Annotated in this window: 18 protein-coding genes and 1 tRNA gene; 7 read left to right on the top strand and 12 right to left on the bottom strand. The window is 59.8% G+C overall.

Annotation, left to right across the window (positions count from 1 at the left end; all coding sequences use genetic code 11):
• Nucleotides 1–555: 555 nt before the first annotated feature.
• From V5B59_RS19270 to rnr, 5 genes are all read right to left on the bottom strand, one after another.
• Nucleotides 556–1,218 carry a PEP-CTERM sorting domain-containing protein gene (locus tag V5B59_RS19270; protein WP_034918707.1) on the bottom strand — a complete coding sequence of 221 codons (663 nt, stop codon included), beginning with the start codon at nucleotides 1,216–1,218 and terminating at the stop codon, nucleotides 556–558.
• A gap of 348 nt (nucleotides 1,219–1,566) precedes the next feature.
• On the bottom strand, nucleotides 1,567–2,025 hold the full coding sequence (locus V5B59_RS19265) for a 1-acyl-sn-glycerol-3-phosphate acyltransferase (RefSeq protein WP_332352234.1): 459 nt from the start codon (nucleotides 2,023–2,025) through the stop codon (nucleotides 1,567–1,569).
• 111 nt (nucleotides 2,026–2,136) lie between these two features.
• Entirely contained in the window at nucleotides 2,137–2,388 is a 252-nt protein-coding gene (locus V5B59_RS19260) for a hypothetical protein (RefSeq protein WP_332352233.1), read from the bottom strand.
• A gap of 343 nt (nucleotides 2,389–2,731) precedes the next feature.
• Complete coding sequence (locus tag V5B59_RS19255; RefSeq protein WP_332352232.1) at nucleotides 2,732–4,564, bottom strand: AMP-binding protein; 1,833 nt, start codon at nucleotides 4,562–4,564, stop codon at nucleotides 2,732–2,734.
• A 28-nt stretch (nucleotides 4,565–4,592) separates the two neighbouring features.
• Nucleotides 4,593–6,764, bottom strand: a complete 2,172-nt coding sequence (gene rnr, locus V5B59_RS19250; protein ID WP_169069678.1) for a ribonuclease R — start codon at nucleotides 6,762–6,764, stop codon at nucleotides 4,593–4,595.
• A gap of 39 nt (nucleotides 6,765–6,803) precedes the next feature.
• Here rnr and V5B59_RS19245 point away from each other — a divergent pair.
• From V5B59_RS19245 to V5B59_RS19225, 5 genes are all read left to right on the top strand, one after another.
• Nucleotides 6,804–6,890: transfer RNA gene (locus tag V5B59_RS19245), tRNA-Leu, on the top strand.
• 300 nt (nucleotides 6,891–7,190) lie between these two features.
• Nucleotides 7,191–8,744, top strand: a complete 1,554-nt coding sequence (locus tag V5B59_RS19240) for an acyl-CoA carboxylase subunit beta (protein WP_169069679.1) — start codon at nucleotides 7,191–7,193, stop codon at nucleotides 8,742–8,744.
• Between the two features lie 24 nt (nucleotides 8,745–8,768).
• Nucleotides 8,769–9,101, top strand: coding sequence for a hypothetical protein (locus tag V5B59_RS19235; RefSeq protein ID WP_034919357.1), 333 nt, complete (start codon nucleotides 8,769–8,771; stop codon nucleotides 9,099–9,101).
• Nucleotides 9,102–9,113: 12 nt separating this feature from the next.
• On the top strand, nucleotides 9,114–9,506 hold the full coding sequence (locus V5B59_RS19230; RefSeq protein ID WP_034919360.1) for a biotin/lipoyl-containing protein: 393 nt from the start codon (nucleotides 9,114–9,116) through the stop codon (nucleotides 9,504–9,506).
• A gap of 91 nt (nucleotides 9,507–9,597) precedes the next feature.
• Complete coding sequence (locus tag V5B59_RS19225) at nucleotides 9,598–10,803, top strand: sodium ion-translocating decarboxylase subunit beta (protein WP_169069680.1); 1,206 nt, start codon at nucleotides 9,598–9,600, stop codon at nucleotides 10,801–10,803.
• A 276-nt stretch (nucleotides 10,804–11,079) separates the two neighbouring features.
• Here the strand turns inward: V5B59_RS19225 and phaR are convergent, their stop codons facing one another.
• Together phaR and phbB are read right to left on the bottom strand one after the other, a co-directional pair.
• Nucleotides 11,080–11,655 (bottom strand): polyhydroxyalkanoate synthesis repressor PhaR, encoded by a 576-nt coding sequence (phaR, locus tag V5B59_RS19220; RefSeq protein WP_169069681.1) that lies wholly within the window; start codon nucleotides 11,653–11,655, stop codon nucleotides 11,080–11,082.
• Nucleotides 11,656–11,795: 140 nt separating this feature from the next.
• Nucleotides 11,796–12,539, bottom strand: a complete 744-nt coding sequence (gene phbB, locus V5B59_RS19215) for an acetoacetyl-CoA reductase (protein ID WP_034919366.1) — start codon at nucleotides 12,537–12,539, stop codon at nucleotides 11,796–11,798.
• 178 nt (nucleotides 12,540–12,717) lie between these two features.
• On the opposite strand from phbB, the gene V5B59_RS19210 reads away from it, so the two are divergent.
• Nucleotides 12,718–12,942, top strand: coding sequence for a hypothetical protein (locus tag V5B59_RS19210; protein WP_169069682.1), 225 nt, complete (start codon nucleotides 12,718–12,720; stop codon nucleotides 12,940–12,942).
• Nucleotides 12,943–12,944: 2 nt separating this feature from the next.
• On the opposite strand, the gene pgeF is transcribed toward V5B59_RS19210, so the two are convergent.
• The gene (gene pgeF, locus V5B59_RS19205; RefSeq protein WP_034919431.1) at nucleotides 12,945–13,691 is read right to left on the bottom strand and encodes a peptidoglycan editing factor PgeF; all 747 of its coding nucleotides are present in this window, start codon (nucleotides 13,689–13,691) and stop codon (nucleotides 12,945–12,947) included.
• A gap of 53 nt (nucleotides 13,692–13,744) precedes the next feature.
• On the bottom strand, nucleotides 13,745–14,863 hold the full coding sequence (rluD, locus tag V5B59_RS19200; protein WP_169069743.1) for a 23S rRNA pseudouridine(1911/1915/1917) synthase RluD: 1,119 nt from the start codon (nucleotides 14,861–14,863) through the stop codon (nucleotides 13,745–13,747).
• A 1-nt stretch (nucleotide 14,864) separates the two neighbouring features.
• On the opposite strand from rluD, the gene V5B59_RS19195 reads away from it, so the two are divergent.
• A complete protein-coding gene (locus V5B59_RS19195; protein WP_169069683.1) occupies nucleotides 14,865–15,659 on the top strand; it encodes an outer membrane protein assembly factor BamD in 795 nt (264 codons plus the stop codon).
• A 78-nt stretch (nucleotides 15,660–15,737) separates the two neighbouring features.
• Here the strand turns inward: V5B59_RS19195 and V5B59_RS19190 are convergent, their stop codons facing one another.
• From V5B59_RS19190 to V5B59_RS19180, 3 genes are all read right to left on the bottom strand, one after another.
• Nucleotides 15,738–18,149, bottom strand: a complete 2,412-nt coding sequence (locus tag V5B59_RS19190; RefSeq protein ID WP_034919374.1) for a serine/threonine protein kinase — start codon at nucleotides 18,147–18,149, stop codon at nucleotides 15,738–15,740.
• A 93-nt stretch (nucleotides 18,150–18,242) separates the two neighbouring features.
• The gene (locus V5B59_RS19185) at nucleotides 18,243–18,698 is read right to left on the bottom strand and encodes a DUF3293 domain-containing protein (protein WP_034919379.1); all 456 of its coding nucleotides are present in this window, start codon (nucleotides 18,696–18,698) and stop codon (nucleotides 18,243–18,245) included.
• Between the two features lie 221 nt (nucleotides 18,699–18,919).
• On the bottom strand, nucleotides 18,920–22,294 hold the full coding sequence (locus V5B59_RS19180; protein WP_434735632.1) for a DUF748 domain-containing protein: 3,375 nt from the start codon (nucleotides 22,292–22,294) through the stop codon (nucleotides 18,920–18,922).
• Between the last annotated feature and the right edge of the window lie 116 nt (nucleotides 22,295–22,410).

The following is a 22,410-nucleotide window of genomic DNA, read 5'->3' as shown; positions in this document are numbered from 1 at the left end:
CCGGGCAGGTTAGACTTGAGCCATGTTTCGTTCTGGTAAGGTGGTGAGCAGACTGCCATTGCTTCCCCCGAAATCCAGGAAAGAACGACGATACTGGTGAGCATTGCACGCTTCATGACCGTTTCTCCTCATAGAATGATTAAGCATATCGGTGTCCACTTGTGGTGGGGTGACAAGTCGTGATGTCGCGATACTGCAGCCTGGCAGGTCTCGTGAAATGCGAAGGGCAAATTTCATGCCATGAAAAATTTGCATTGATTTATCCAGAACATACGATAAGAGCGATTGCTCGGTGCTGTCAATGTAAAATTTGCGACAAGAAATCCTGGGCAAATTCTTCCCAGAGACATGCGCGAAAACGGGTTTCGGGCCCGTTACACGCGTTTGTATCATGAGCAGTGTTCTATCGCCGGCTGGGAGCAAGGCAAATCTGTGGCAGCAGTGGGAGACCGCGATGGAACCGTGGATGCAGATTCGTTCACGGCCTATCCATTGACGCTGATGCTCGTCCTGCAACGGTGAGCGTAATGTATTCTTCAGTCGTAATGAGGCGAATCAGGTTTTCTGCTGCCTGCGTACGGCTCCCAGGCCAGCCAGACCTATGCCCAACAGTATCAGTGAGGCAGGTTCGGGAACGAGGGTACTGCCACTCTCATACACCAGCTGCACATAGGGCGACACGCCCGCGTAGCCGCCTGTGACTGGACTGCTAAAATTCGAAATATTCGCATTCTGCGAAATCTCGGTGATCGGGCCGTCAGTGAGGTTCTTGACAATCCACCGACCGGTCAGCGTCGAACCTATTCCGTCACCCAGAATGCCGACATCGTAGGTCTTGCCGGCCAGGAAAGTGAACGCGAACGGGTCGGTATACAGGAAGGTCTGGGTCGGGTTGTTCGAATAGAACTTCGTCTGACTGAACAGCAGGTTGCCGGTGCCGCCGAGCGCGCTGTCGAAGATCACGAACTTGATGTTCTGGTCGCCGCCAACGGCGGAAAACACGCCAAACTGGGTGATACTGACATTGGACGAGAATGAAAGAACCGCCGCATAGTTGTCACCGGAGCCGCGCTCTTCCGTAAAGCAAGTTTCCGTCGCGCATTGCGGTTCGCCCAGCGCCTGGCTGTCAAAGACGACGCCCGCGAAGGCTGGCACGCTAACGTACATCAGGGCGCCAAAGAGGGTGCTTGCCAATATTGACTTGCCGAATCTGATCATTGAAGTCTCCATGAAGTTGGTCAACCAAGGAAGAAGCCAGGACACACCGGCCTCTGTTCAGGGACGTGGTCTGCGCTTACGGTTTCCAAAGCACGTTTCATGCCACAACACTTTCGGACTCATATATCATTTTTCTTGGCATCGATTCAATGATCATATAAATCAAAATTTTACGATAAGCTTACGGGATTAAGCAGGGTTGGCATGAATCAGTTCAAGCGTCGATCATGTCATTGCTTTATATAAATTTTCTATCGCAATAAACTCATTTGTTATTGCCGGATCGCGCCGGATCGACTAGAGGGGGAGCGGCGGGACTCGGGAGAAAAATCGTTCGAACTGTAAAATTTATCGACAATGCGAGCGATGAACTTTGCGGGACGATTTCCAGTCTTTGCCTGTGCATTTGTCATGGGACATGACAAGCGCTGCTGCACATCTGCCATTTATTCTTTCAGAGATTTTCCGGCGCCACCGCCGAGGCCCGTGGCTCAGCGGTCGATGCGCTGCTGGCCTGGGCCGTAGAGTCGTGCTCGCCGCAGAGTTCGCAGCATTTCTTGGCGTGTCGCTCGCGCAGGCGGACCGCTGCCGCCCAGTCGTCGCCGTCGGGCGAAAGCAGCGGCCCGAATTCAAAGCGACAGGCTGACCCGCCGCGGCAGCCAGGTGCGGTCCCGCAGAACGCTGCGCGTGCCGCGCAGACCGCCCGATCAGCACCGGCACCCCGGCCCGCACGGCGGCGACGAAAGCACCCATGCGAAACGGCTTGAGGCCGGCTTCGCGCGAAAAGGTGCCTTCCGGGAAAATCACCACCTTTTCCCCTCGCCCAGCGCGGCGACGATTTCGTCGACGTCCTCGACACTCTTGACGCTTCGAAACGTTCGACAAACAAGGTGCCGAGCGCGCGCAGGAAAGCGTGGATCACCGGTGCTCGACGAACTCGCGCTTGGCGACAAAGCTGTAGGCTTCGCTCGGCGGCAAGGCGGCGCACAGGACGAGCGCGTCGAAATAGCTGCAGTGGTTGACCAGCAGCAGGTGCGGTCCCGCTGTCGGCTCTGCCGCCGTGGTGCTCGCGACCGGCATGCCGGCCAGCCGCAGGAAGAGGCGGGCGGCGTGATGGACGACGCGGCGTCCGATCGCCGGCGTACGCAAGACGATGACCAGCCCGAGCACCGGCACCGCGAGCAGCAGGAAGACGCTCCAGCACCAGAGCCATAGATTTTCCTGGCGAGACGCCCCGCCGATTCGCGCAGGCGCTCGCGCAGCGCCGCCAGAGCCAGCCGCAGCATCTGCTGCCTCAGCGGCGCAGCCCGGACACCGATCAAGCCACTTTCGAAGGCTTCTCGCGACGCGTTGCGCCGGATCTTGCCGCTCGAAGTCTTGAGCACCGAATTCGGCGGCGCCAGCACGACCTCGTCGGCAGGCATGCCGATGGCCTCGACGGCCGCTGCGTGGATGCGCTGCCGCAGCGCCTCGCGCAGCGCCGCGTCTTCTTCGCGCGTCTCGGCAAGAACGATCAGCCGTTCCGTGGCATTGACCGGATCGTTGCTGGCAAACACCGCGACACAGCCCCTGCGCACGCCGGCGAGGTTGCCGACCGCCTGTTCGAGTTCGTAGGGTAGAGGTTGCGGCCGCCGCGGATGATCAAGTCCTTGACCCGGCCGGTCAGATAGATTTCGCCTTCGACGGTATAGGCGAAATCCCCGGAGTCCAGCCAGCCGTCGCGAAACAGCGCTTGCGTCGCAAGCGGGTTGCGATAGTAGCCCGCTGTCGCCGACGGCCCGCGAAACTGCAGGCAGCCGACGCGCCGATCCGGCAGTTCACAGCCCTGTTCGTCCACCACCCGGATCTCGTGCCGCGGCAGAACCCGGCCACAGGCTGGCACGCGCAGTGGGTCACCCTCGCCGTTGGCGACCGGCACAGCGCATTTTTGCTTGACCAGGGCTTCCCGCTCGATCACGTCGATGCGCGGGCCGCGTCCAAGCGGCGGGAAGGCCAGCCCGACCGAGCATTCGGCGAGGCCATATACCGGCGTGATCGCCTCGCCGCGCAGGCCATAGGGAGCGAAACGCTCGGCAAAGGCGGTTAGCGTCGCCGGGCTCACCGGTTCGGCGCCGTTCAGCGCCAGGCGCCAGGAAGACAGATCGAGCCCCTGAAGATCGGCGTCGGCAAGCTTGCGCGCGCACAGGTCGTAGGCGAAGTTGGGGGCCGGAGAAAGCGTGCCGCGATGCCGCGAGATGGCATGCAGCCAGCGCACCGGCCGCGACAGAAAAGCCAGCGGCGACATCAGTACCAGGCGCATGCCGAAATAGAGCGAGCCAAACCAGGCGCCGATCAATCCCATGTCATGATAGAGCGGCAGCCACGAAACGAAGACATCATCGCTGCTGGCCCCGATAGCCTCGCCCATGGCCCGCAGGTTGGCGAGCAGATTGGCGTGGCTGAGCATCACGCCCTTGGGGTCCCCCGTGCTGCCGGAGGTATATTGCAGAAAGGCGATATCCTCTGCAGCAGCGCGGTACAGCAGGGGGATCGGCTGATGGTCCAGTTCCGCGGGGGTCAGCACCTCGGTCAGCGTCGGCGCCTCGGCCCGCAGCAGTGCGGCTACCCCTTTCGCCTGCGGCACGGTGATGATGAATACCGCTTCGGCATTGGCGAGGATGCGTGCGTGCCGCCGCAGGTGATCCTCGATCTGCGCCAGTCGTGCCGGCGGATAGATCGGCACCGGAATGCCACCGGCAAGCATCACGCCGAAGAAGCTCGTCAGATAGTCGCGTCCAGTGGGCAGCATCAATGCCACCGCTTGCCGCGGCAACAGGCCCCTCGACACCAGCCCGGTGGCGACGCGGCGCGCCTGTTCGAGCATTTCGCCGTAGGACAGGCTTTCGGCACGAAACTCGCCCGGCTCGCCCCCGACATCGCCGTAGAGCAGCACGTGTGGACGTTGCGGATGGCGTTCGGCATGCCACTCGAGGACTTCGACCAGCGTCCTCGCCAGTTCGGGAACTCCGGTCGGGGTGCTGGCTGTCGCGGGTTCGACGGCCGCTGCGACCACACTTCCGACGCCGGCACGCGCAATGAATCGCAGCAGGTCCTGTGGCGTTTCGGCCTCGGCAAGCGCCCCTTCAGGCAGTGACTTGCCAAACTCGCTGCCCACCCGCAGCAGGAGTTCGACCCGCGCCAGGCTATCCAGTCCCAGATCCCGCTCGAGATGGCTGTGCAGGCTCACTCGCCCCAGGGTTCGCCCCGGGCGGGTCTCCTCGACCATTGCCGACACCACACCTAACAACCTCGCCGCAAGCTCAGGCAGTTCCTGCCCCTGCAGATCTTCCCGAAAATCTCCGCTCACGATCGCCACTTTCTGCCGCGGCTGCGGATCACGACGGCTCGGAGAGCACGAAATCGATTCGCCCGGTTTCCAGATCCGCCCTGACGAGCTTCACCTGCAAACGGTCACCGAGACGATAGCGGCGGCCGGTTCGCTCGCCGAGCATCTGGTGTTTGACGCTGTCGTACTGAAAATACTCCTCACCGAGTTCCGAAACATGCACCAGACCCTCGACATAGACCTCATCGAGCGCGACGAAAATCCCGAAGGGTACCACTGCGGCAATCGTTCCGGCAAAGCTCTCACCGATACGGTCGCGCATGTAGTAGCACTTCAGCCAGTTGCCGACATCGCGTGTCGCCTCGTCGGCGCGCCGCTCGGTCATCGAACAGTGCAGACCAATGTCGTCCCACTTGCCTGGCTGATAGTGCGTTCCCGCCAGCACCGCCTTGATCGAACGATGGATCAGCAGGTCCGGGTAGCGGCGGATCGGCGAAGTGAAATGGGTATAGTGCTCGTACGACAAGCCGAAATGTCCGACATTATCGGGGCTGTACATGGCCTGGCGCAGTGAGCGCAGCATCACCGTCTGCAGCAACTGGGCATCGGGGCGGTCCTTGATGCTCTCCAGCAATTCAGCATAATCCCTGGCAGTCGGATCGTCACCGCCGCCCAGGCCAATCCCGAATTCCTTGAGGAAGTTGCGCAGTGCCTCGAGTTTCTCCGCCGTCGGACCTTCATGAATCCGGTACAGGCACGGCTGCCGCCTGGCCTGAAGAAAGTCCGAAGCACAGACATTGGCGGCGAGCATGCACTCCTCGATCACACGGTGCGCGTCGTTGCGACGCACCGGAACAATGTTTTCGATCTTGCCCTGCGCGTTGAACAGCATCATCGTTTCGATGGTTTCGAAGTCAATCGCCCCGCGTTTGCCACGTGCCTCGACAAGCACCTTGAACAGTGCGTAGAGCGTCTGCAGATGCGGCTGCAGGCCACGATGGAAATCGTTCTCCGGCTGCGTCATGCCGGCCAGCCAGTTCCATACCTGATCATAGGTCAGCCGCGCCTGCGAGCGGAAAACCGCCGGATAGAACTGGTAATCGGTGATCTCGCCATGGCGGTCGATCCGCATGTCGCAAACCATCGCCAGGCGCTCGACGTCGGGATTCAGCGAACACAGGCCGTTGGAGAGCTTCTCCGGCAACATCGGAATGACCCGGCGAGGGAAATAGACCGAATTGCCGCGTTCCCGAGCCTCACGATCCAGCGCCGTGGCCGGCTGCACATAGTGACTGACGTCGGCAATCGCCACCACCAGTCGCCAGCCAGAACCCTGCTTCTCGGCGAAAACCGCGTCGTCGAAATCCCTCGCCGTTTCCCCGTCGATGGTTACCAGCGGCAGCGCCCGCAAGTCGGTACGACCTTGCCAATCAGCCGGGTCCAGGGTATCCGGCAACGCCGCAGCTTCTGCAAGCGCACTGCTTGAGAACTCGAACGGCAGTTCGTGCTTGCGCAGCGCGATCTCGATTTCCATTCCCGGGTCGGTGTAGTTGCCGAGTACCTCGACGATGCGCCCAATCGGCTTCGAATGCCGGCCGGGCTGCTCGATGATCTCGACCGTCACCACCTCGCCCGAACGGGCATGGATATTCCCGTTCGGCGCGACCAGGATGTCCTGGTTGATACGTTTGTTTTCGGGTACCACGACGGTGATCCCATGTTCCAGCAGGACGCGACCAACGACCCGGCTATTGGCCCGCTCCAGCACCTCGACGATGACGCCCTCACGGCGTCCACGGCGGTCGGTGCCGACGACACGCACCAGGGCGCGATCGCGATGCAGCACCTTGGACATTTGCCGGGCTTCGAGAGCCAGGTCATCGCTACCATCATCCGGCACCAGGAAGCCATACCCATCGGGATGTCCCTCGACGCGCCCGGCGATCAGACTGGCACGTTCCGGCAGGAGGTACGAAGCCTTGCGGTTGCGCAACAACTGCGCCTCGCGCTCCATCGCCCGCAAGCGGCGCTGAAACGGCTCGAACTCGGTTGTCTGGATGTCGAGCAGCGCACAAAGCTCGTCGAAACCCACTGGTTTGCCCTGCTCCTCGAGAATCTGCAGGATATATTCGCGCGAAGGCAAGGGTTGCTCGTAGTGTTTTAGTTCACGTTCCAGGTACGGATCGCGGCGTCGGATTGCCGACATGTTCATGATTGACATTTCCTCATGTTCCTATAGAATTCGGCTCTCGCTGGAATTGCCCAGGTGGCGAAATTGGTAGACGCGCTAGGTTCAGGTCCTAGTGGTGGCAACACCGTGGAGGTTCGATTCCTCTCTTGGGCACCAGGCACCCAATAAAAAGGCCCCGATTAGTCGGGGCCTTTTCTATTTCAGACGGCACCTCTTCTGCAAAGCGCCCGGCCAACGGCGGAAACAGATCCCGGCTGCTGCCCTTATTGTACGTCATCAGACACCGTCCTTTGCGGTGATCTGGAGTATGGTCGCGCTTCGACCAGCACGAACATTTTTTTCTGGCACTAGCCAACACCCGCAAAAGTATGGATACTACGCTGCCGGAAGGTCGCCAGCAGCTCGCTGCTGCGAGAATGAGAATTAATCCAACTTAGCCACCTGTTAGGAATCCAGATGACGATACGACCGGAGTTGATCGATAAGCTGCGCGCGAGGCGCGCAAAACTGACTGAAAACGTCAGCCCAGAAAAGTTGGAAGCGCTGCACGCCAAGGGTTTGTTGTCGGCTCGCGAGCGGCTCGACACCCTGTTTGCCGAAGGTACTTTCCAGGAACTCGGTCTGCATGCCGAACACAGCGCAACCTCCTTCGGCATGGCCGGGCGGACCCTGCCCGCTGACGGCGTGATCGCTGGCAGCGGTTACGTAGGAAACACGCAGGTCGCTGCTTTCAGCCAGGATTTCAGCGTCGTTGCCGGCACGCTGGGCAAGATGCAGGCCAGAAAGATCACCCGCATCATGCGGCACGCCCTCAAGATCGGCGTGCCGGTGGTGGCCTTCAAGGATTCGGGCGGTGCCCGCATTCAGGAGGGTGTCGATGCACTTTCCGGCTATGGCGACGTGTTCTACGCCAATGTGCTGCTTTCCGGGGTGGTGCCACAGATCGCGGTGATCTGCGGTCCGTGTGCAGGTGGTGCAGCCTATTCGCCGGCATTGATGGACTTCGTGATCATGACCCGCAACAACGCGCATATGTTCCTCACCGGCCCCGAGGTAATCAAGGCAGTCACCGGCCGCGCGACGACGATGGCGGAAGTCGGCGGCGCCGAGATGCATGCCACGGTCAGCGGCAATGCCCACTTCATTGCGGAAGACGATCAGCATGCCATCGCGCTGGTCAAACAACTGCTTTCCTACCTGCCGGCCAACAACACCGAGGATCCGCCACACCATCTCGAAGTGCCGATCGACGAAATGGAAGACCCGGCGATCAACGACTGCATCCCGGACAGCCCGTCCGAACCGCTCGACATGTACGCGGTGATTCGCCGCGTCGTCGACCATGGCGAACTGATGGAGGTGCATGCCGGTTTTGCCCGCAACGTCGTCGTCGGCTTCGCCCGCATCAGCGGCGTCGTGGTTGGCATCGTCGCCAACCAGCCAATGGTGATGGCTGGCGCACTCGATCTCAATGCAGCCGACAAGGTGGCCCGCTTTGTGCGGACCTGCAACATCTTCAACGTCCCGCTGGTGACCCTGGTGGATGTTCCGGGTTTCCTGCCGGGAGTCGAGCAGGAACGCAGCGGCATCATCCGCCATGGCGCGAAGATGCTCTCTGCTTACGGATCGTGCACCGCACCGAAAATCACGGTGATCCTGCGCAAGGCTTACGGTGGCTCGTATCTCGCGATGTGCAGCCAGGAAATGGGAGCAGACATGGTTTTCGCCTGGCCAACGGCCGAGATCGCCGTGATGGGCGCCGAAGCTGCCGTCAAGATCCTCTATCGCAAGGAACTGGCGGAGGCAGAGGATCGCCAGGCCAAGGCCGCAGAACTGGCGCAGGAGTACCGGGACGAATTCGCGTCACCCTACGTTTCGGCCGGCAATTTCTACATCACGGACGTGATCGAACCACAGGATACGCGCTGGATGGTCGCCCTGGCGCTGCGCAAAATCCTCGACAAACGAGAACTCCGGCCGGCGAAGAAGCACGGCAACATCCCCATGTAATCGGCAACGGAAGGAAGACACCCCATGGTGACTGACGCCATTTTCAAGGCGCTGCAGGTCTACGGCATTTCCATCGTCATCTCGGTGCTGGTTGCCGTGCTGATCAAGGTAATGGTTTCTTTGACTGGCCGGATGGAAAAGACCAAACCCGTCGACATACCGATCGGAACCGTCTGCCCGATCGGACTCGGCGTACCCGACGAGGATGTCGCTGCGCTGTCGGCGGCGATCTTTGCCGCCATCGGGCCACACCACATTCTGCACATTGCACCAACCAGTCACGGCTGGGCAGCCGGTGCGCGTGCCACCCAACATTCATCACATACGCCGGGGCTTACGGGCCGAGGCCCCAGATAAAAGGAGCAAGACATGCCCAGACAATTCAAGGTTACTGTAAACGGACGCGAGTACGACGTCAGCGTGCTGGAACTCACTGCCGGCCAGTCCACGCACTCGCCCAACCCTGCCGCCGCTGTCCTTCCGGTGGCCGCAGCAGCTAGTGCCCCCAGCGCAGCCCCGGCGGCACCCAGAGGCACTGCTGCGGCTGGCGCCGGCGACGAGCTTGCCGGCATGGGCGGGGTAGTAGTCGAGGTTGACGTCAAGGTCGGCCAGACGGTTGCCGCCGGCGATCGGCTGCTGGTGCTCGAAGCGATGAAAATGAAGACGCCTGTCATGGCCAGCCGCGCGGGCCAGGTGACGCGTGTGCTGGTCGCGCCAGGTGATGCGGTCGAGGGCGGTCAGCCACTGGTGACCATCGCTTGATCTCGGCTAACAGGCAGGGGCGTGCTCCTGCCGTCTGCAATTCGATGCGCGGACGAAGAAATCCGGTCGTCTGGCGCGAGGACTGAAGCGTATGGAAGGCATTCATCTTCTCGATCTGTTCCAGGGCATTGCCACGCTGGCGGCCTCGGAGCCGAAAATCATGTTCGGGCGCATCTTCCTGATGCTGCTCGGCTTCTTTCTGATCTATCTGGGTTCCAAGAACGTCCTCGAACCCCTGTTAATGATCCCGATGGGGCTGGGCATGTCCTCGGTCAATGCCGGCGTCATGTTCCTCGAAGGCGGCAAGATGGGGACGCTGTTCGTCGATCCGTTGATCTCCGATCCGATCGATCTGATGAACATCATGCAGATCGACTGGCTGCAACCGATCTACACCCTGACCTTCAGCAACGGTCTGATCGCCTGTCTGGTATTCATGGGCATCGGCGTCCTGCTCGATGTCGGTTACGTGATGGCACGGCCCTTCCAGAGCATCTTCATCGCGCTGTTCGCCGAGTTGGGAACCATCGCCGTCTTCCCGATCGCCGTCTCGCTGGGCCTTAATCCGGGCCAGGCTGCAGCTGTCGCTACGATCGGCGGTGCTGACGGGCCGATGGTGCTGTTCACCTCACTGGTGTTGGCCAAGGATCTGTTCGTGCCGATCACCGTCGTTGGCTATCTCTATCTCGGCCTGACCTATGGTGCTTACCCATACCTGATCAAGTGGCTGGTACCGGAGCACATCCGCGGCATCAACATGGCTGCAGATCGCGGACCGAAGATCAGCCGCGCACAGAAACTCACCTTCGCGGTGGTCGCCTGTACGCTGCTGTGCCTGCTGTTTCCGGTTGCTGCTCCCTTGTTCTTTTCGCTGTTCGTCGGCGTCGCGGTTCGCGAAAGCGGCATCGACCCCTTTACCAAACTGCTAGGCGATGTATTTCTCTATGCGGCAACGTTCTTTCTCGGACTGACGCTGGGGATCCTTTGCGAAGCCAATACCCTGCTTGACCCGACGGTCCTGAAACTGTTGCTGCTGGGAATGCTGGCCTTGACGATCTCCGCTCTCGGCGGCCTCCTCGGCGGTTACATCCTGTATTTCTGGACGGGCGGGAAATACAATCCGATGATCGGCATTGCCGGGGTCAGTTGCGTCCCGACGACTGCCAAGGTCGTCCAGAAGATTGCTTCCAATGCCAACGCCGGAGCGATCATCCTGCCGCACGCCCTGGGAGCCAACATCAGTGGCGTGATCACTACGGCGATCATCGCGGCAACCTATGTAGCGCTGCTACGCTAACGGTCATGACTTTGCAAGACACCCGATGATGAAAGTCATGACCGTTTTCCTCTCCCCCAACCCCTTCCACGGCCCGCGCGGCATCGCGGGCCGGCTGCGGCGGCGCGGAGCGGTGCTCCGCGAAACCCCGCCTGCGCCCCCGCGAGTGGGGAGGGGAGATTCGTGAGTCGCTGACGCGACTTTCACATTAACGGGATGGAATACGCCGGCTGCAAGGCCGGCGTAACTGCCCAGAAACCTCACGCTGGTACGGCGCGATCACCTCGGCTGCAGGACCTACTTCTCGGCGTCCTTCGTCTGCTTGACCGTATCCACCGGAAATCCCGGCAGCGGGATGCTGGTAAACAGGGTGCGGGTCTGGGATTTCAACTGGTCCTGCATCTGGTGCAGCATCTTCTTGCTCTGCTCCATGTAGGTGGCCATCATCGTCTGCATCGCCGGGCCCTGGAAGTTCATGAACTGCGACCACATGTCGTTCTGCATCTGGCTGCTGTTTTCACCATAGAGCTGTTGTGACTGGTCCTGCAGCTTCTTCTGAAAATCGACGAAGGACTTGATGTTCGTTTCCAGATACTTGCCGAGCATTCCCTGCATGGCGTGACCGTAGAAGCGAATCATCTGAGCCAGGAGATCCGTGGTAAACAAGGGGATGCCGGCCGCTTCCTCCTCGAGGATGATCTGCAGCAGGATGCTGCGCGTGATGTCCTCGCCGGTCTTGGCATCGAGCACATTGAAGTTTTCTTTCAATAACACGAGATCCTTCACGTCGCTCAAGGTGATGTACGCGCTGGTCTTGGTGTCGTAAAGACGACGGTTCGGGTATTTCTTGATCAGTCGCAGCTGTTCGGGCATGGCGACCCTTCCTCCATTTGCAGATGACTCGACGGGCGCTCTTTCGCGTCCTTTGATGCGGTGCAGCACAATTATACGCCTACCAAAAAAAACAGGCTCCTATTGGAGCCTGTCCTGACTTTCCTGATCCAGGAAACTGTTTATTGATAGTACAAACCACCACAGATGTTCATCGTCGAACCAGTCATGAAGCCGGCGATGTCCGAAGCGAGATAGGCACATGCGCCACCGATTTCTTCCGGTTTGGCCAGACGCTTCATCGGAACCGTATCGATGATGCCCTGCAGGATCTCCGGCTTGATCGCCATCACCATCGGGGTGGCTACATAGCCAGGGCAGATGGCGTTGACCGTCACGCCCTTGGCCGCCAGTTCGGCAGCAAGCGCCTTGGTGAAACCAATCACGCCCGCTTTTGCAGCCGAGTAGTTGGTCTGGCCAGCCTGGCCCTTGAGACCGTTGAGCGAAGAGATGTTGATGATCCGGCCCCAACCACGTTCGGCCATCTTCGACGAGACCTGCTTGGTCATGTTGAAGAGGCTATTCAGGTTGGTTGAGATCACGGCATTCCACTGCGCCAGCTCCATCCGCGCGAACATCTTGTCACGGGTAATGCCGGCGTTATTGACCAGGATGTCGATCGGACCCGCCTTGGCTTCCGCCTCCGCAGTAAGGGCGACGCAGGAGTCGTAATCGGAGACGTCGCCGGCAACACAGATGAAGTCGTTGAAACCGGCTTCCGCCATGGCCTTTGTCCACTCTTCCGGCTTGTCAAACTCCGGATGGTAGGCGGCAACCACCTTGTGGCCGGCCTTGGCCAGTTCCTGGCAAATGGCCGTTCCGATCCCACCCATAGCACCTGTAACCAAAGCAACACGTTGCGTCATAGCTTTTTCCTTTCTTGTGGACGGTTGAAACAACACTCGAACTAGTGATTCTGCATTGCAGCATCGACGCTGTCAATGCCAAAGTACTTGCCATGCTGCCGCAGCCAGTCCCCTGCGCATCCACGTGCACCGGCTCTGGTCACCGACAGTCAAGCAAGCGGCAGCTTATAATGTGCTCATGCATATCGTCGTAATCGCCTGGCTATACGTGACCGTGTTGATGGCACTGACCGAGACCAGTGTCGTCGCCGGCATATTGACGCTCGTTTTCTATGGTCTGGCACCGACGACACTGCTGCTGTGGCTTTTCGGCGGCGCCGGTCGGCGGCGTCGTGCGGCACGGATGTCCAGAGAAGCAAGTCCCGCGAGCGATCGCACAGACCACGAGAAACCCGAGCACTGATTTTATTCGGATAGCCAGATCAGCGACGCCATGCGTCCAGTCACGCCGTCACGCCGATACGAAAAAAAACGGCTTTCTTGACTGACCGTGCAGTATTCTCCGCCGTAGACGCCTTCGACACCCAGGCTCGCAAGACGCTGACGGGCCAGCCGATAAATATCGGCCAGCCAGCCACCAGACCTGTTAACCGGCTGCGGCAGTGGCTTGAAAGCGGCTGCCGCCTGCGCGTGCGCATCGACGAACGCAGCCCTCACCTCGCCGCCGACCTCGAAGGCCTGAGGACCGATGGCAGGCCCCAGATATGCGAGCAACTCTACGCCTGGCACCGCCATGGCGGCCACCGTTCTTTCCAGAATGCCGGCCTGCAGGCCGCGCCAACCGGCATGCGCGGCAGCAACGACGGTCCCGGCGCGGTCACAGAGCAGCACCGGCAGACAATCCGCAGTCATCACCACACAGACGACACCGACATTGCGCGCAAATGCGCCGTCGGCTACCCGGACTTGCGCGCTGCCTGCACCGGCGTCAAGCACTGTCGTGCCGTGCACCTGCTGCAGCCAGCAGGGTGTCGCCGGCAGACTCCGGCCAAGCCGTTGACGGTTGGCCGCTACCGCCAGAGGGTCATCACCCACGTGATCGCCGAGGTTGAGGCTGGCGTACGGTGCCCTGCTCACCCCACCCTGACGAGTCGTGATGAGGCTGCGTACACTCGCCGGTGCCGGCCAGTCAGGAATAATCCAGGCGGTCATGGGTTCAAGGTTCAAGCGCCAAGTCGCGAAGGTGGCCACGCATGAGTGGCTCCTCATTGCTCATCGACTACCTCATCGTCATCGATGTAGATCACTTCCGGGCCGCCCTCCTGATCTCCATCATCCCAGGCGTCTTCATCGTCTGGATCGTATGTTGCTTCGCTGCTGCGCACTGACAGCACTTCCTGCCGCAGTGTTTCGAGCAGCGCTGCCATGTCCTCGGGCAAGCTCGATTTCCAGAATACCGCTCTACCCGTCTGCGGGTGAGTCAGAGCCAGACGACTCGCGTGCAGCGCCTGGCGAGGAAACAAGGGCCCTCGCGGCACACGACTGGCGCCACCGCCGTATGCCGGATCACCAACCAGCGGATGCCCGACCGACATCATGTGCACGCGAATCTGGTGCGTCCGCCCGGTTTCCAGCGCGCACTCGATCAGCGTACACCCGACGAACGATTCCAGCACCCGGTAGTGCGTGCGCGCCGGTTTGCCCGTCCGCACCACTGCCATGCGAGTCCGCAGGGTCGGATGCCGGCCGATTGGTGCATCCACGCTCCCCGAGCGCTCGACGATGCCCCGCGCCAAGGCCTGATAATGGCGTTTGACGGTTCGCGCCTGCAGCTGCCGTATCAGATCGGTCTGCGCCTCGAGTGTCTTGGCGACGACCATCAGACCACTGGTATCCTTGTCGAGTCGATGCACAATGCCGGCCCGCGGCACCTTGTCGAGTTGTGGAGCATAATGCAACAAGGCATTCAGCAAGGTGCCGCTCCAGTTCCCACTGCCCGGATGAACAACCAGGCCAGCCGGCTTGTCGATGACCATCATCTGCTCATCCTCGTGGACCACCTGCAAGGGAATGTCCTCCGGAGTGGACGATTCGGCACGTTCGTCAGGTGCTTCGGCAACTTCGATGGTTTCGCCACCCCACAGCTTGTATCGAGGCTCGACGATCGGCGCGTGGTTCACCACCACCCTGCCCTCGCGTATCCAGCCCTGCAAGCGGCTACGCGAATGCTGCGCCAGCAGGCGCGCAAGAATCTGGTCCAGGCGTTGGCCGCTGCACTCGCCAGGCACGATCAGGGCAATGCCGGGGTTTGAGCTATAATCGGCGTACCCGATGTCCTGCTTGCTCGCATCGGCCGATGCCTTTCTTTTCTTCGGGTTTTCCATCATGCGTAGTGTAGCGGTTATCGCAGCGCTCATTGTCGTTTCTCTGCTCTCGGGCTGTGGGCTTTTTCCCGAAGAAAAGGATGAAACCATTGGCTGGTCGGCAAACAAGCTCTATGCCGAAGCCAAGGATGCGCTCAATGACGGCTCCTATGCCAAGTCGATCAAGTACTTCGAAAAGCTCGAATCACGCTATCCCTACGGTCGCTACGCGCAACAAGCGCAAATCGACATCGCCTACGCTTACTGGAAAGATCTGGAGCCCGCGGCGGCGATTGCCGCCTGCGATCGCTTCATCAAGCTGCATCCGAATCACCCGAATGTTGATTACGTGTATTACCTGCGTGGGCTGATCAACTTCAACGAAAACCTCGGCATCATGGGCGCAATCGGCAACCAGGACATGACCGAGCGCGACCCGAAGAGCGCACGCGAGTCGTTTGACGCATTCCGCGAACTGGTCACTCGCTTTCCGGACAGCAAGTACACGCCCGATGCGATCTTGCGCATGAAGTACCTGGTCAATGCCCTGGCCTCGCTTGAACTGCACGTCGCTCGCTACTACATGAAACGAGGAGCCTATCTGGCAGCTGCGAACCGTGCCCAGTACGCGGTGTTGAACTATCCCGATACGCCGGCCACCGAGGAAGCACTTTTCATCATGGTCAAGGCCTATGACGCGCTCGGACTCACCGATCTGCGCGACGACGCCGAACGTGTCATGCGCAAGAACTTTCCAAACAGCGAATACTACGTCCGCGGTCTGGATCGTCAGGAACCATGGTGGAAACTCTGGTAGATCGGCGCGGCCGTCAAGCCATGGAAAAACGTCGACCCGGGCAGACTCTGCCTGATGGGCACCGCTCTGCCGATCACCTCAGATCGACTGCTTGATGGCTAGCACAGCCATATTGCGCAAGGTTCTCATCAAGGCCAGTTCTTTCTCGGAAATTACGATCTCGCCTGCATGTGCGCGGTCGGCATAGATCATGGCCACCCCATTGCCGTTGACGCAGAGCGGAAAAACGACAAAGGTTTCGGCAGCCACCGCCTTGCGAAACCACCCCGGGATGCGCGCTGCAATTTTCGGATCATTGGTGTCGCTGATCAGAATATCAACGCCTTTGGCAAGTGCCGCATGAAAGATATCCGGGGTAAACACGAGTGAAAATCGGAAGCTCTTGGCGATATCCAGTGCATCGGGACCAAAGCCGAAACGACCGAGCATCGAATTGCTGCGCGCTTCACGAATACACAGGATGACGCGCTTGAAGCCCTTCGCACGGTAGATGGTTTCGAGCGTGATGCGCAGCACATCATTGAGCTTGAAGCTGTTGACCAACACGTTGCTCAAATCCTGAATTCCGGCCAGCAGGATGGCTTCGCTGGCCACCGTCTCAGTCCCGGCAGCGAATTCGCCGCAATCGACCACAGGATCTGCGGCTACCCCCTCTGCAATGACATCCGAGAGAACTGTACCTGCCAGGCCATCGTCGGTACCTGGCATCAATTCGAGCGTTGGCGGACTGGTCGGCGCACCTCCCCAGGCCGTGATCTGCCTGCCGAAACGCGTCTGCTGCAGATTCAGATGAATGGTGGCGGCAAACTGCGTCACCTGCTCCAGCGATTTTTCCAGGGCACTACGCAGTTCCTGTTCGTCGAGTGCGACGGCCTCGCCGAAACGCGCCGCGATCTTGCGCAGTTCTCTCGCCTGCTGTTCGCTTGCGGTTTCCGAAATCACCGTGCATAGCTCGTTCGACAGCGCCGAGAACACCCGCAAGCGATCTTCGGGATTGAGCGAGCGGCGAATGCTGCCCGCCGGAAGCCGACGCATGCTATTGACGATCAATCTTGGAAATCCCCAGGTCTGGGCAATGCCAATGCCGAGATCCTCGAGCGAGATCCCCAGCACCTGCAGTGCTGCCGCCTCCTCGGAACAGTTTTTCTGCAGCAGCATGCGCTTCATCTCGGCGCTTTCTTCCGGGAAGTAATACTGGCTCAGCAAACGACCCAGATTGTGGAACATCGAGCAGATAAAGGCCTGCTCGATGTCCAGGCGCGCAGCGCTCTTGCCGGCAAGGTCCCTGGCCAGTACCCCGGCCAGGTTGGCACGCAGGAACTCATCCTTGAGTTGATTGGCATTGTCCTTGTTTTGCAGGTGATCGAGAAGCAACACCGTGATGGCAATGCTGCGCACCGCATCGAGACCAAGGACCACCACCGCGCGGGAAACCGTGCTGATGTTGCCGCCACCCGCCTGCTGGTAATACACCGAATTGACCATGCGCAGAAGCTTGTTGGTCAGCGAGAAATCCTTGAGGATGGTGTTCGAGACTTCGGAAATACTCTGATTCTCCGAGGCCGTGATCCGGTTGATCGCCCCGACCGACTCCGAGAGGGCCGGAAAATCGCTCTTGTGTCGCATGCGCCGCAACAGGAAATCGATCGTACTCTGCCTCGGATCGGCCGACGGCTGCAGGGTCTCCGGTGCCAGGTAGTCGTCCAGCGCCTCGCGCATCTGCCTGGCTGATTCGTAGCGACTCTGTGGATCGCGCGCCAGCGCCCGGTAGAGAAGATGCGCCAATCGCTCTTCCAGTAGGCCGCTGCTGTCTTGCGGCAGCCGGATGTCCTCGCTGGCGATCTGTTTCATCACCAGCAGAATGTCGTTCCCGGGAATCGCCCGCTTGCCGGTCAGCAACTCATAGAAAACCATGCCCGCCGAAAAAATGTCGGACCGTTCGCTGCTCGTGCGCTGCAAAATGTACTCTGGTGCCATGTAGGCCGGTGTGCCAGTCAGTTGTCCGCCGTCGCCCGACAGCGCCCCGGTACGAGCGGCGATGCCGAAATCCATCACGCGCGGCAGTTCATCGTCGTCAATCAGAATGTTGCTCGGCTTGAGGTCACGATGGATGATTCCCGCCGCATGCGCATGCGCAATTGCATCGAGGATCGCCTGCATGATCGCAATCGCTCTGGCTGGCTTCGGCGCGCCGCTCTGCGCCAGGTGCTCGGCCAGGTTTTTGCCCGGGACGTACTGGAAAACGAGATAAAGATCACCCCGTTCCTCGGCAGCCTCGAAGATCGGAACGATGTTCGGGTGGCGTAACTGGCTGACCATCCTTGCCTCATCCAGCAACTGGCGATTCTGCTGCGGATCAGAACGTGCAAAGTGGAGCGTCTTGATCGCCACTTGTCTTTGCAAATGTGGATCACGAGCGAGATAGACAATGCTCTGGGCACCTCGACCCAGTTCACGAATGATCTCGAAACGCCCAACGTGCTTGCTCACAGTGCTCCATCACCTCACAGAAAAAATATTCCAGGCGTATCCAGGCGCGCCTGCCACCGGTCAGGCAACCATAGTCACTATCCCCGGCAAGCCTCAAAGCCAGAGCAGTTTCGGTACCGAGCCCGTTCGTCCACAAACCACGGCGAGTTGACTGAACTCGCTCGCCAGCATGCGCATTTGTTGCTCGTCCGCTTGCAATACCAGATAACTCGGTTCCTCGGGCCAGATACCGTCGTCGGCAAGGTTGCTGGCGGCAAGAAAACACCAGCCCAAGGCCTGGATTCTTTCGAGCAATCGCTCCTGAGCAAGCCGGTTCTTCTCTTCAGGGAACAGCGCTGCCGGATTGTATGCCGTAACTATCCCCCAGCACATCTCGGAGGCCTTCCCAGGCTCGTCATCGCAGGCCAGATGCTGAGCGGCGGCCAGGCCAAGCAGGAAAGCGTCGAAAGCGGGGGCAGGTACGCCAATTCGCAAGGAAAAAAAGCCCTCGGGGGTCGTCACCCGATACGTCGTCGCACAAAACGCTGCTTCGAGTTCGGTTTTGCTCATTTCTCTTCTGCTGTAGCCCCTTTACTTGGAGTATTTGCCACATACTCACTCATCCGCAGCTTCTTTCCGATTACCATGAAAGTCGCGTCAGCGACTCACGAACCTCCCCTCCCCACTCGCGGGGGAGGGGTTGGGGGAGAGGGAAACGGTCATGACCTTCATGATCGGTGGTGCCTGGAAAAGTCATGACCGTTAGGACTGTCCAGATTCGCAAGGCAGTTCTATTTCAAGGACAGGGCAACTCGGCTTTCCCTGTTTGCTGCTTCCGATTTGCCATCCGTCGTCACCAGCTTCACCGGCAGCAGGAATAGGCGCTCTGCGGGAACCTCATGGGCCGCCAGCCAGTCCAGTACCGTTTTTGCCCTGCGATCGGCAAGATCTCGCAAATCTTCCTCATCCACGACGGCATTGGCGAGAATCAGTTTCTCCATTTCCTCGACCGGAAGCCCCTTCACCAGACCCACCAGATTACGCGGTTTGGGAAACTTCTCGGCACGATAGACACGCTCAAGCAGCACGGGATACTCGTTGGCAGCGATCTCGATGGCATCCGTCGAACCACTCTCGACACCCTTCCTGGTCAAATCATCCCGCTTCAGCGCCCGCAGCTTGCGATCCAGGCGATCTCGTTTCAATCCCTCGGGATCGTTCTCCGGGTCTGCACGCCCTTCGATTTCGAGCCTGAGCGCGGGCCGGTCGATCAGGGCCTTGGCCAGATTTTCCAGCCGCTGCTGTGCCGGAGGCGTGATCAATGCCTGTCCGAAAGCGAATTCGACGTTCGACAACTCCTCACCACCGCCAAATATCGATCCCAGTAAGGCAAAGGGCGAAGTCACCGCCTTGACCAGCAGGTTCACGATCACCTTGACGACCAGACCACCGACACTGAATTCGGGATCATTGAGAGAACCGGCGATCGGCAGATTGATGTCGATCTCTCCGTTGCGGTTCTTGAGCAGGGCAAGGGCGAGAGTCACCGGCAGCTTGGTCGCATCCGGACTATCTACCGCGTTGCCAAAGGTCAGCTGATCGAGAAAGACCCGATTCTCGGCAGTCAGCTGGTCATTCTGGATCTTGTACTTGACGAACAGCGACAACTTGCCTTTTTCAATCGCGTACCCGGCATACTTGCCCGAGTACGGCGACAGTGAGCTCATCTCGATCCCCTTGATATCGGCCTGAAGATCAAGATAGGGTTTGGCCGACAGCGGGTTGATCTGCCCCGATACGTTGATAGGCGCGATATTGTCGTAACTTCCGCGCAGGTCGAGGCTCGCGACGCTGTCATTCACCGAGGACAGCCCGCTGATGCTTCCACCAATTTTCCTGAGATTGGCCGAGTAGTTCGGCTTGATGAAATTGTCGCTGAACCGGATATCGCCGTTCTGCAGCGTGATCTTGCCAATCTTGATCGGCAGCGATGGCTTGCCGCTGGCGACCAGCGGCGCCACCGCCGTACCTGCACCGGCAAGCCCCTCCGCTTGCGCCGACAACTTGGCTGCCACGGCAGATGGTGCTGCGTCGGTCTGGCGAACGATCTGCAACAGGTTCAGCTGGCCCTGACGGCTGATGATCACGCGCGCAAAAAAATCAGCGAGCGCCACATCGCCAATCGACAGCGAATCCGGATTCAGGCGCACATCGATCTTGCCGAGGTAGAGGGACTTCCACTTGAGGAAATCGGCGGAATTGATCTTGTCCACCGCGTAGAAATCGCCTACCGTCACCTGCCCGGAGACTCCCCCAGCCAGCGTGGCCGCGTCGACGGCGCCGGTCCCGACCTGGCGCAACTGCACGACTCCGTTCAGCGTCACCTGGCCGCGGGTGACATCGATGTTCAGCCGCTCGGTAAAGTAGGGTTGCAGTGGCAAGAGTTCCAGCGTCTTGACGGCCACCTTGAGGTCCAGATCGAGCGGGAAGACCTTCACGCTGCCAGCAGCCTCGACCTCTCCCTTGCGATTGAGCCGCAAACGCGTCGACACCCTGGCGGTCCTGCCGGGTTCGGTGGACAGGTTTTCGGCATCAATGCTCATGCCTTCAATGGTGTGCGTCGCCACCGGCGAGACAGCCGCATCCTCGAAACGCAGCCCGAGGTCTTCACCGCGGTACTTGGCGACGCTCACCTGCCATGGGCGCAAGGAATCCTTCTGCGAAGCCTTGACCACACGCAAGGAAGGAGGCTCGACAAACTCGATGCTGCCGTCGGCAGCGCGCCGAATCAGCAAGCTGGCGCCGCGTGCCGCGACCTCATCGATCACCACTTCACGCTTGGCCAGATCCAGCCGACCTCCCTTGACCGAGAAAGCATCGACCTTGATCCACTGGGCAGCCTGCAGGCGCCAGGCGGCAGCGAACTCGGCCGCAGCGCCACCCTTGGAATCCAGTTTCTGCAAGGCAAGATCGATTCCTTCGACGCTCGCATGGAATGGCTTGCCATGCGACTCGTCGAGCCAGCGCAGCGCACCGCCGGTGAGCTTCGCTTCGCCCAGCGACCACGCGAGCGGTGCAGGCTGCACATCCGGCGCAGCCCCCTCGTGGGCTGCGAGTTCTGAGAGTTCCCTGCTGAAGAAATCGATCCAGTTGATCGTGCCCTGCCGACTGACCCGCGCATGGATCTCGGGCGAATCGACGGCTACCCTATCGATCACGAAGTTTCGATTGATCGGATCCAGAGACCCAAGCTGAACGTCGATGCGCTTCAGGGACAGCAGTGGTGAACCTGAAGAATCCTGGACGTTCAGATCCCGAATGGCGACATTGCCTGCGAGACCAACGGTCGAATGCTGGTCGTCCTGTCGGCGAAAAACCAGCTTCAAGTCACTGTCGAGGGCACCGGAGACGACCTGAATCGGCAAGCGAATCGGCACATAAGCAATATATCTGCCCAGTTGCACATCACGAAAATCAAACGCCAACTCGCTGTCGATCGATTTTGCGAAAGGTTTGCTCCTGCCCTGGACGAGTAGTGGCGAGCCATCGATCGACGCCGAAAAAGCTGGCTCGACATAGATCTCGGTGGCCTGGGGCAAGCTCGAGATAAACGGCAGCGCAATGTTAATCTCGTCAATGAGGTGCTTTCCCCCGTTGGCCTGATCGTCGAATTCGAGCCTGCCGCCAGTGATCTGGATGTTGTTGAGTGAAAAAAGCGAGACAGGATCATTGGACTCCGGCTTGCCCATCCACTCGTCGATCAGATCAGAGAAGTTGAAGCGTCCGTCAGGCAGACGCACGACCTTCAAGGCCGGCCCCTCCAGTTTCAGCTCACTGATTACCGGGCCACCACGCCACAGCGAAGTCGATTCGACGTTGACATACAGGCGGTCAAATCCCAGAACCTTCTCTCCTCCCCCTTTTTCCTGAATCGCAAGTCCGACAACTTGCAAGGACAGCGCATAGGGGTTTATGCTGATGCTGTCAACGGTTACCGGTCGGTGCAAGGCCTCGGAGAGTTTCTCGACAAGCGTCGATTGCACGAGCGGAGGCAGTGCAAAATAGCCCAAAGCACCGATGACCAGCACGCAAAGTATAACGCGCAACCCGTATTTTCTGAGGCTCATGGAGGCGGTGGCAGTGGCGGTACGGTTTTTTTCGGTCATGACAGCTGGCCGCAGGCAGGCTGGGGAAAACACCAATTTAGCACGACGAGGCTTTTCCCGCACTCGCCTTGCGACAAGCGCCGAGCCGCAGCGTAGCCACCGGCTTGCGGCTGGAC

Origin of the sequence: Candidatus Accumulibacter contiguus (assembly GCF_036625285.1) — a bacterium.
Classification (GTDB): domain Bacteria; phylum Pseudomonadota; class Gammaproteobacteria; order Burkholderiales; family Rhodocyclaceae; genus Accumulibacter; species Accumulibacter contiguus.
The sequence above is the reverse complement of the archived record's forward strand: the minus strand, read 5'-3'. Positions and strand labels throughout refer to the sequence as shown.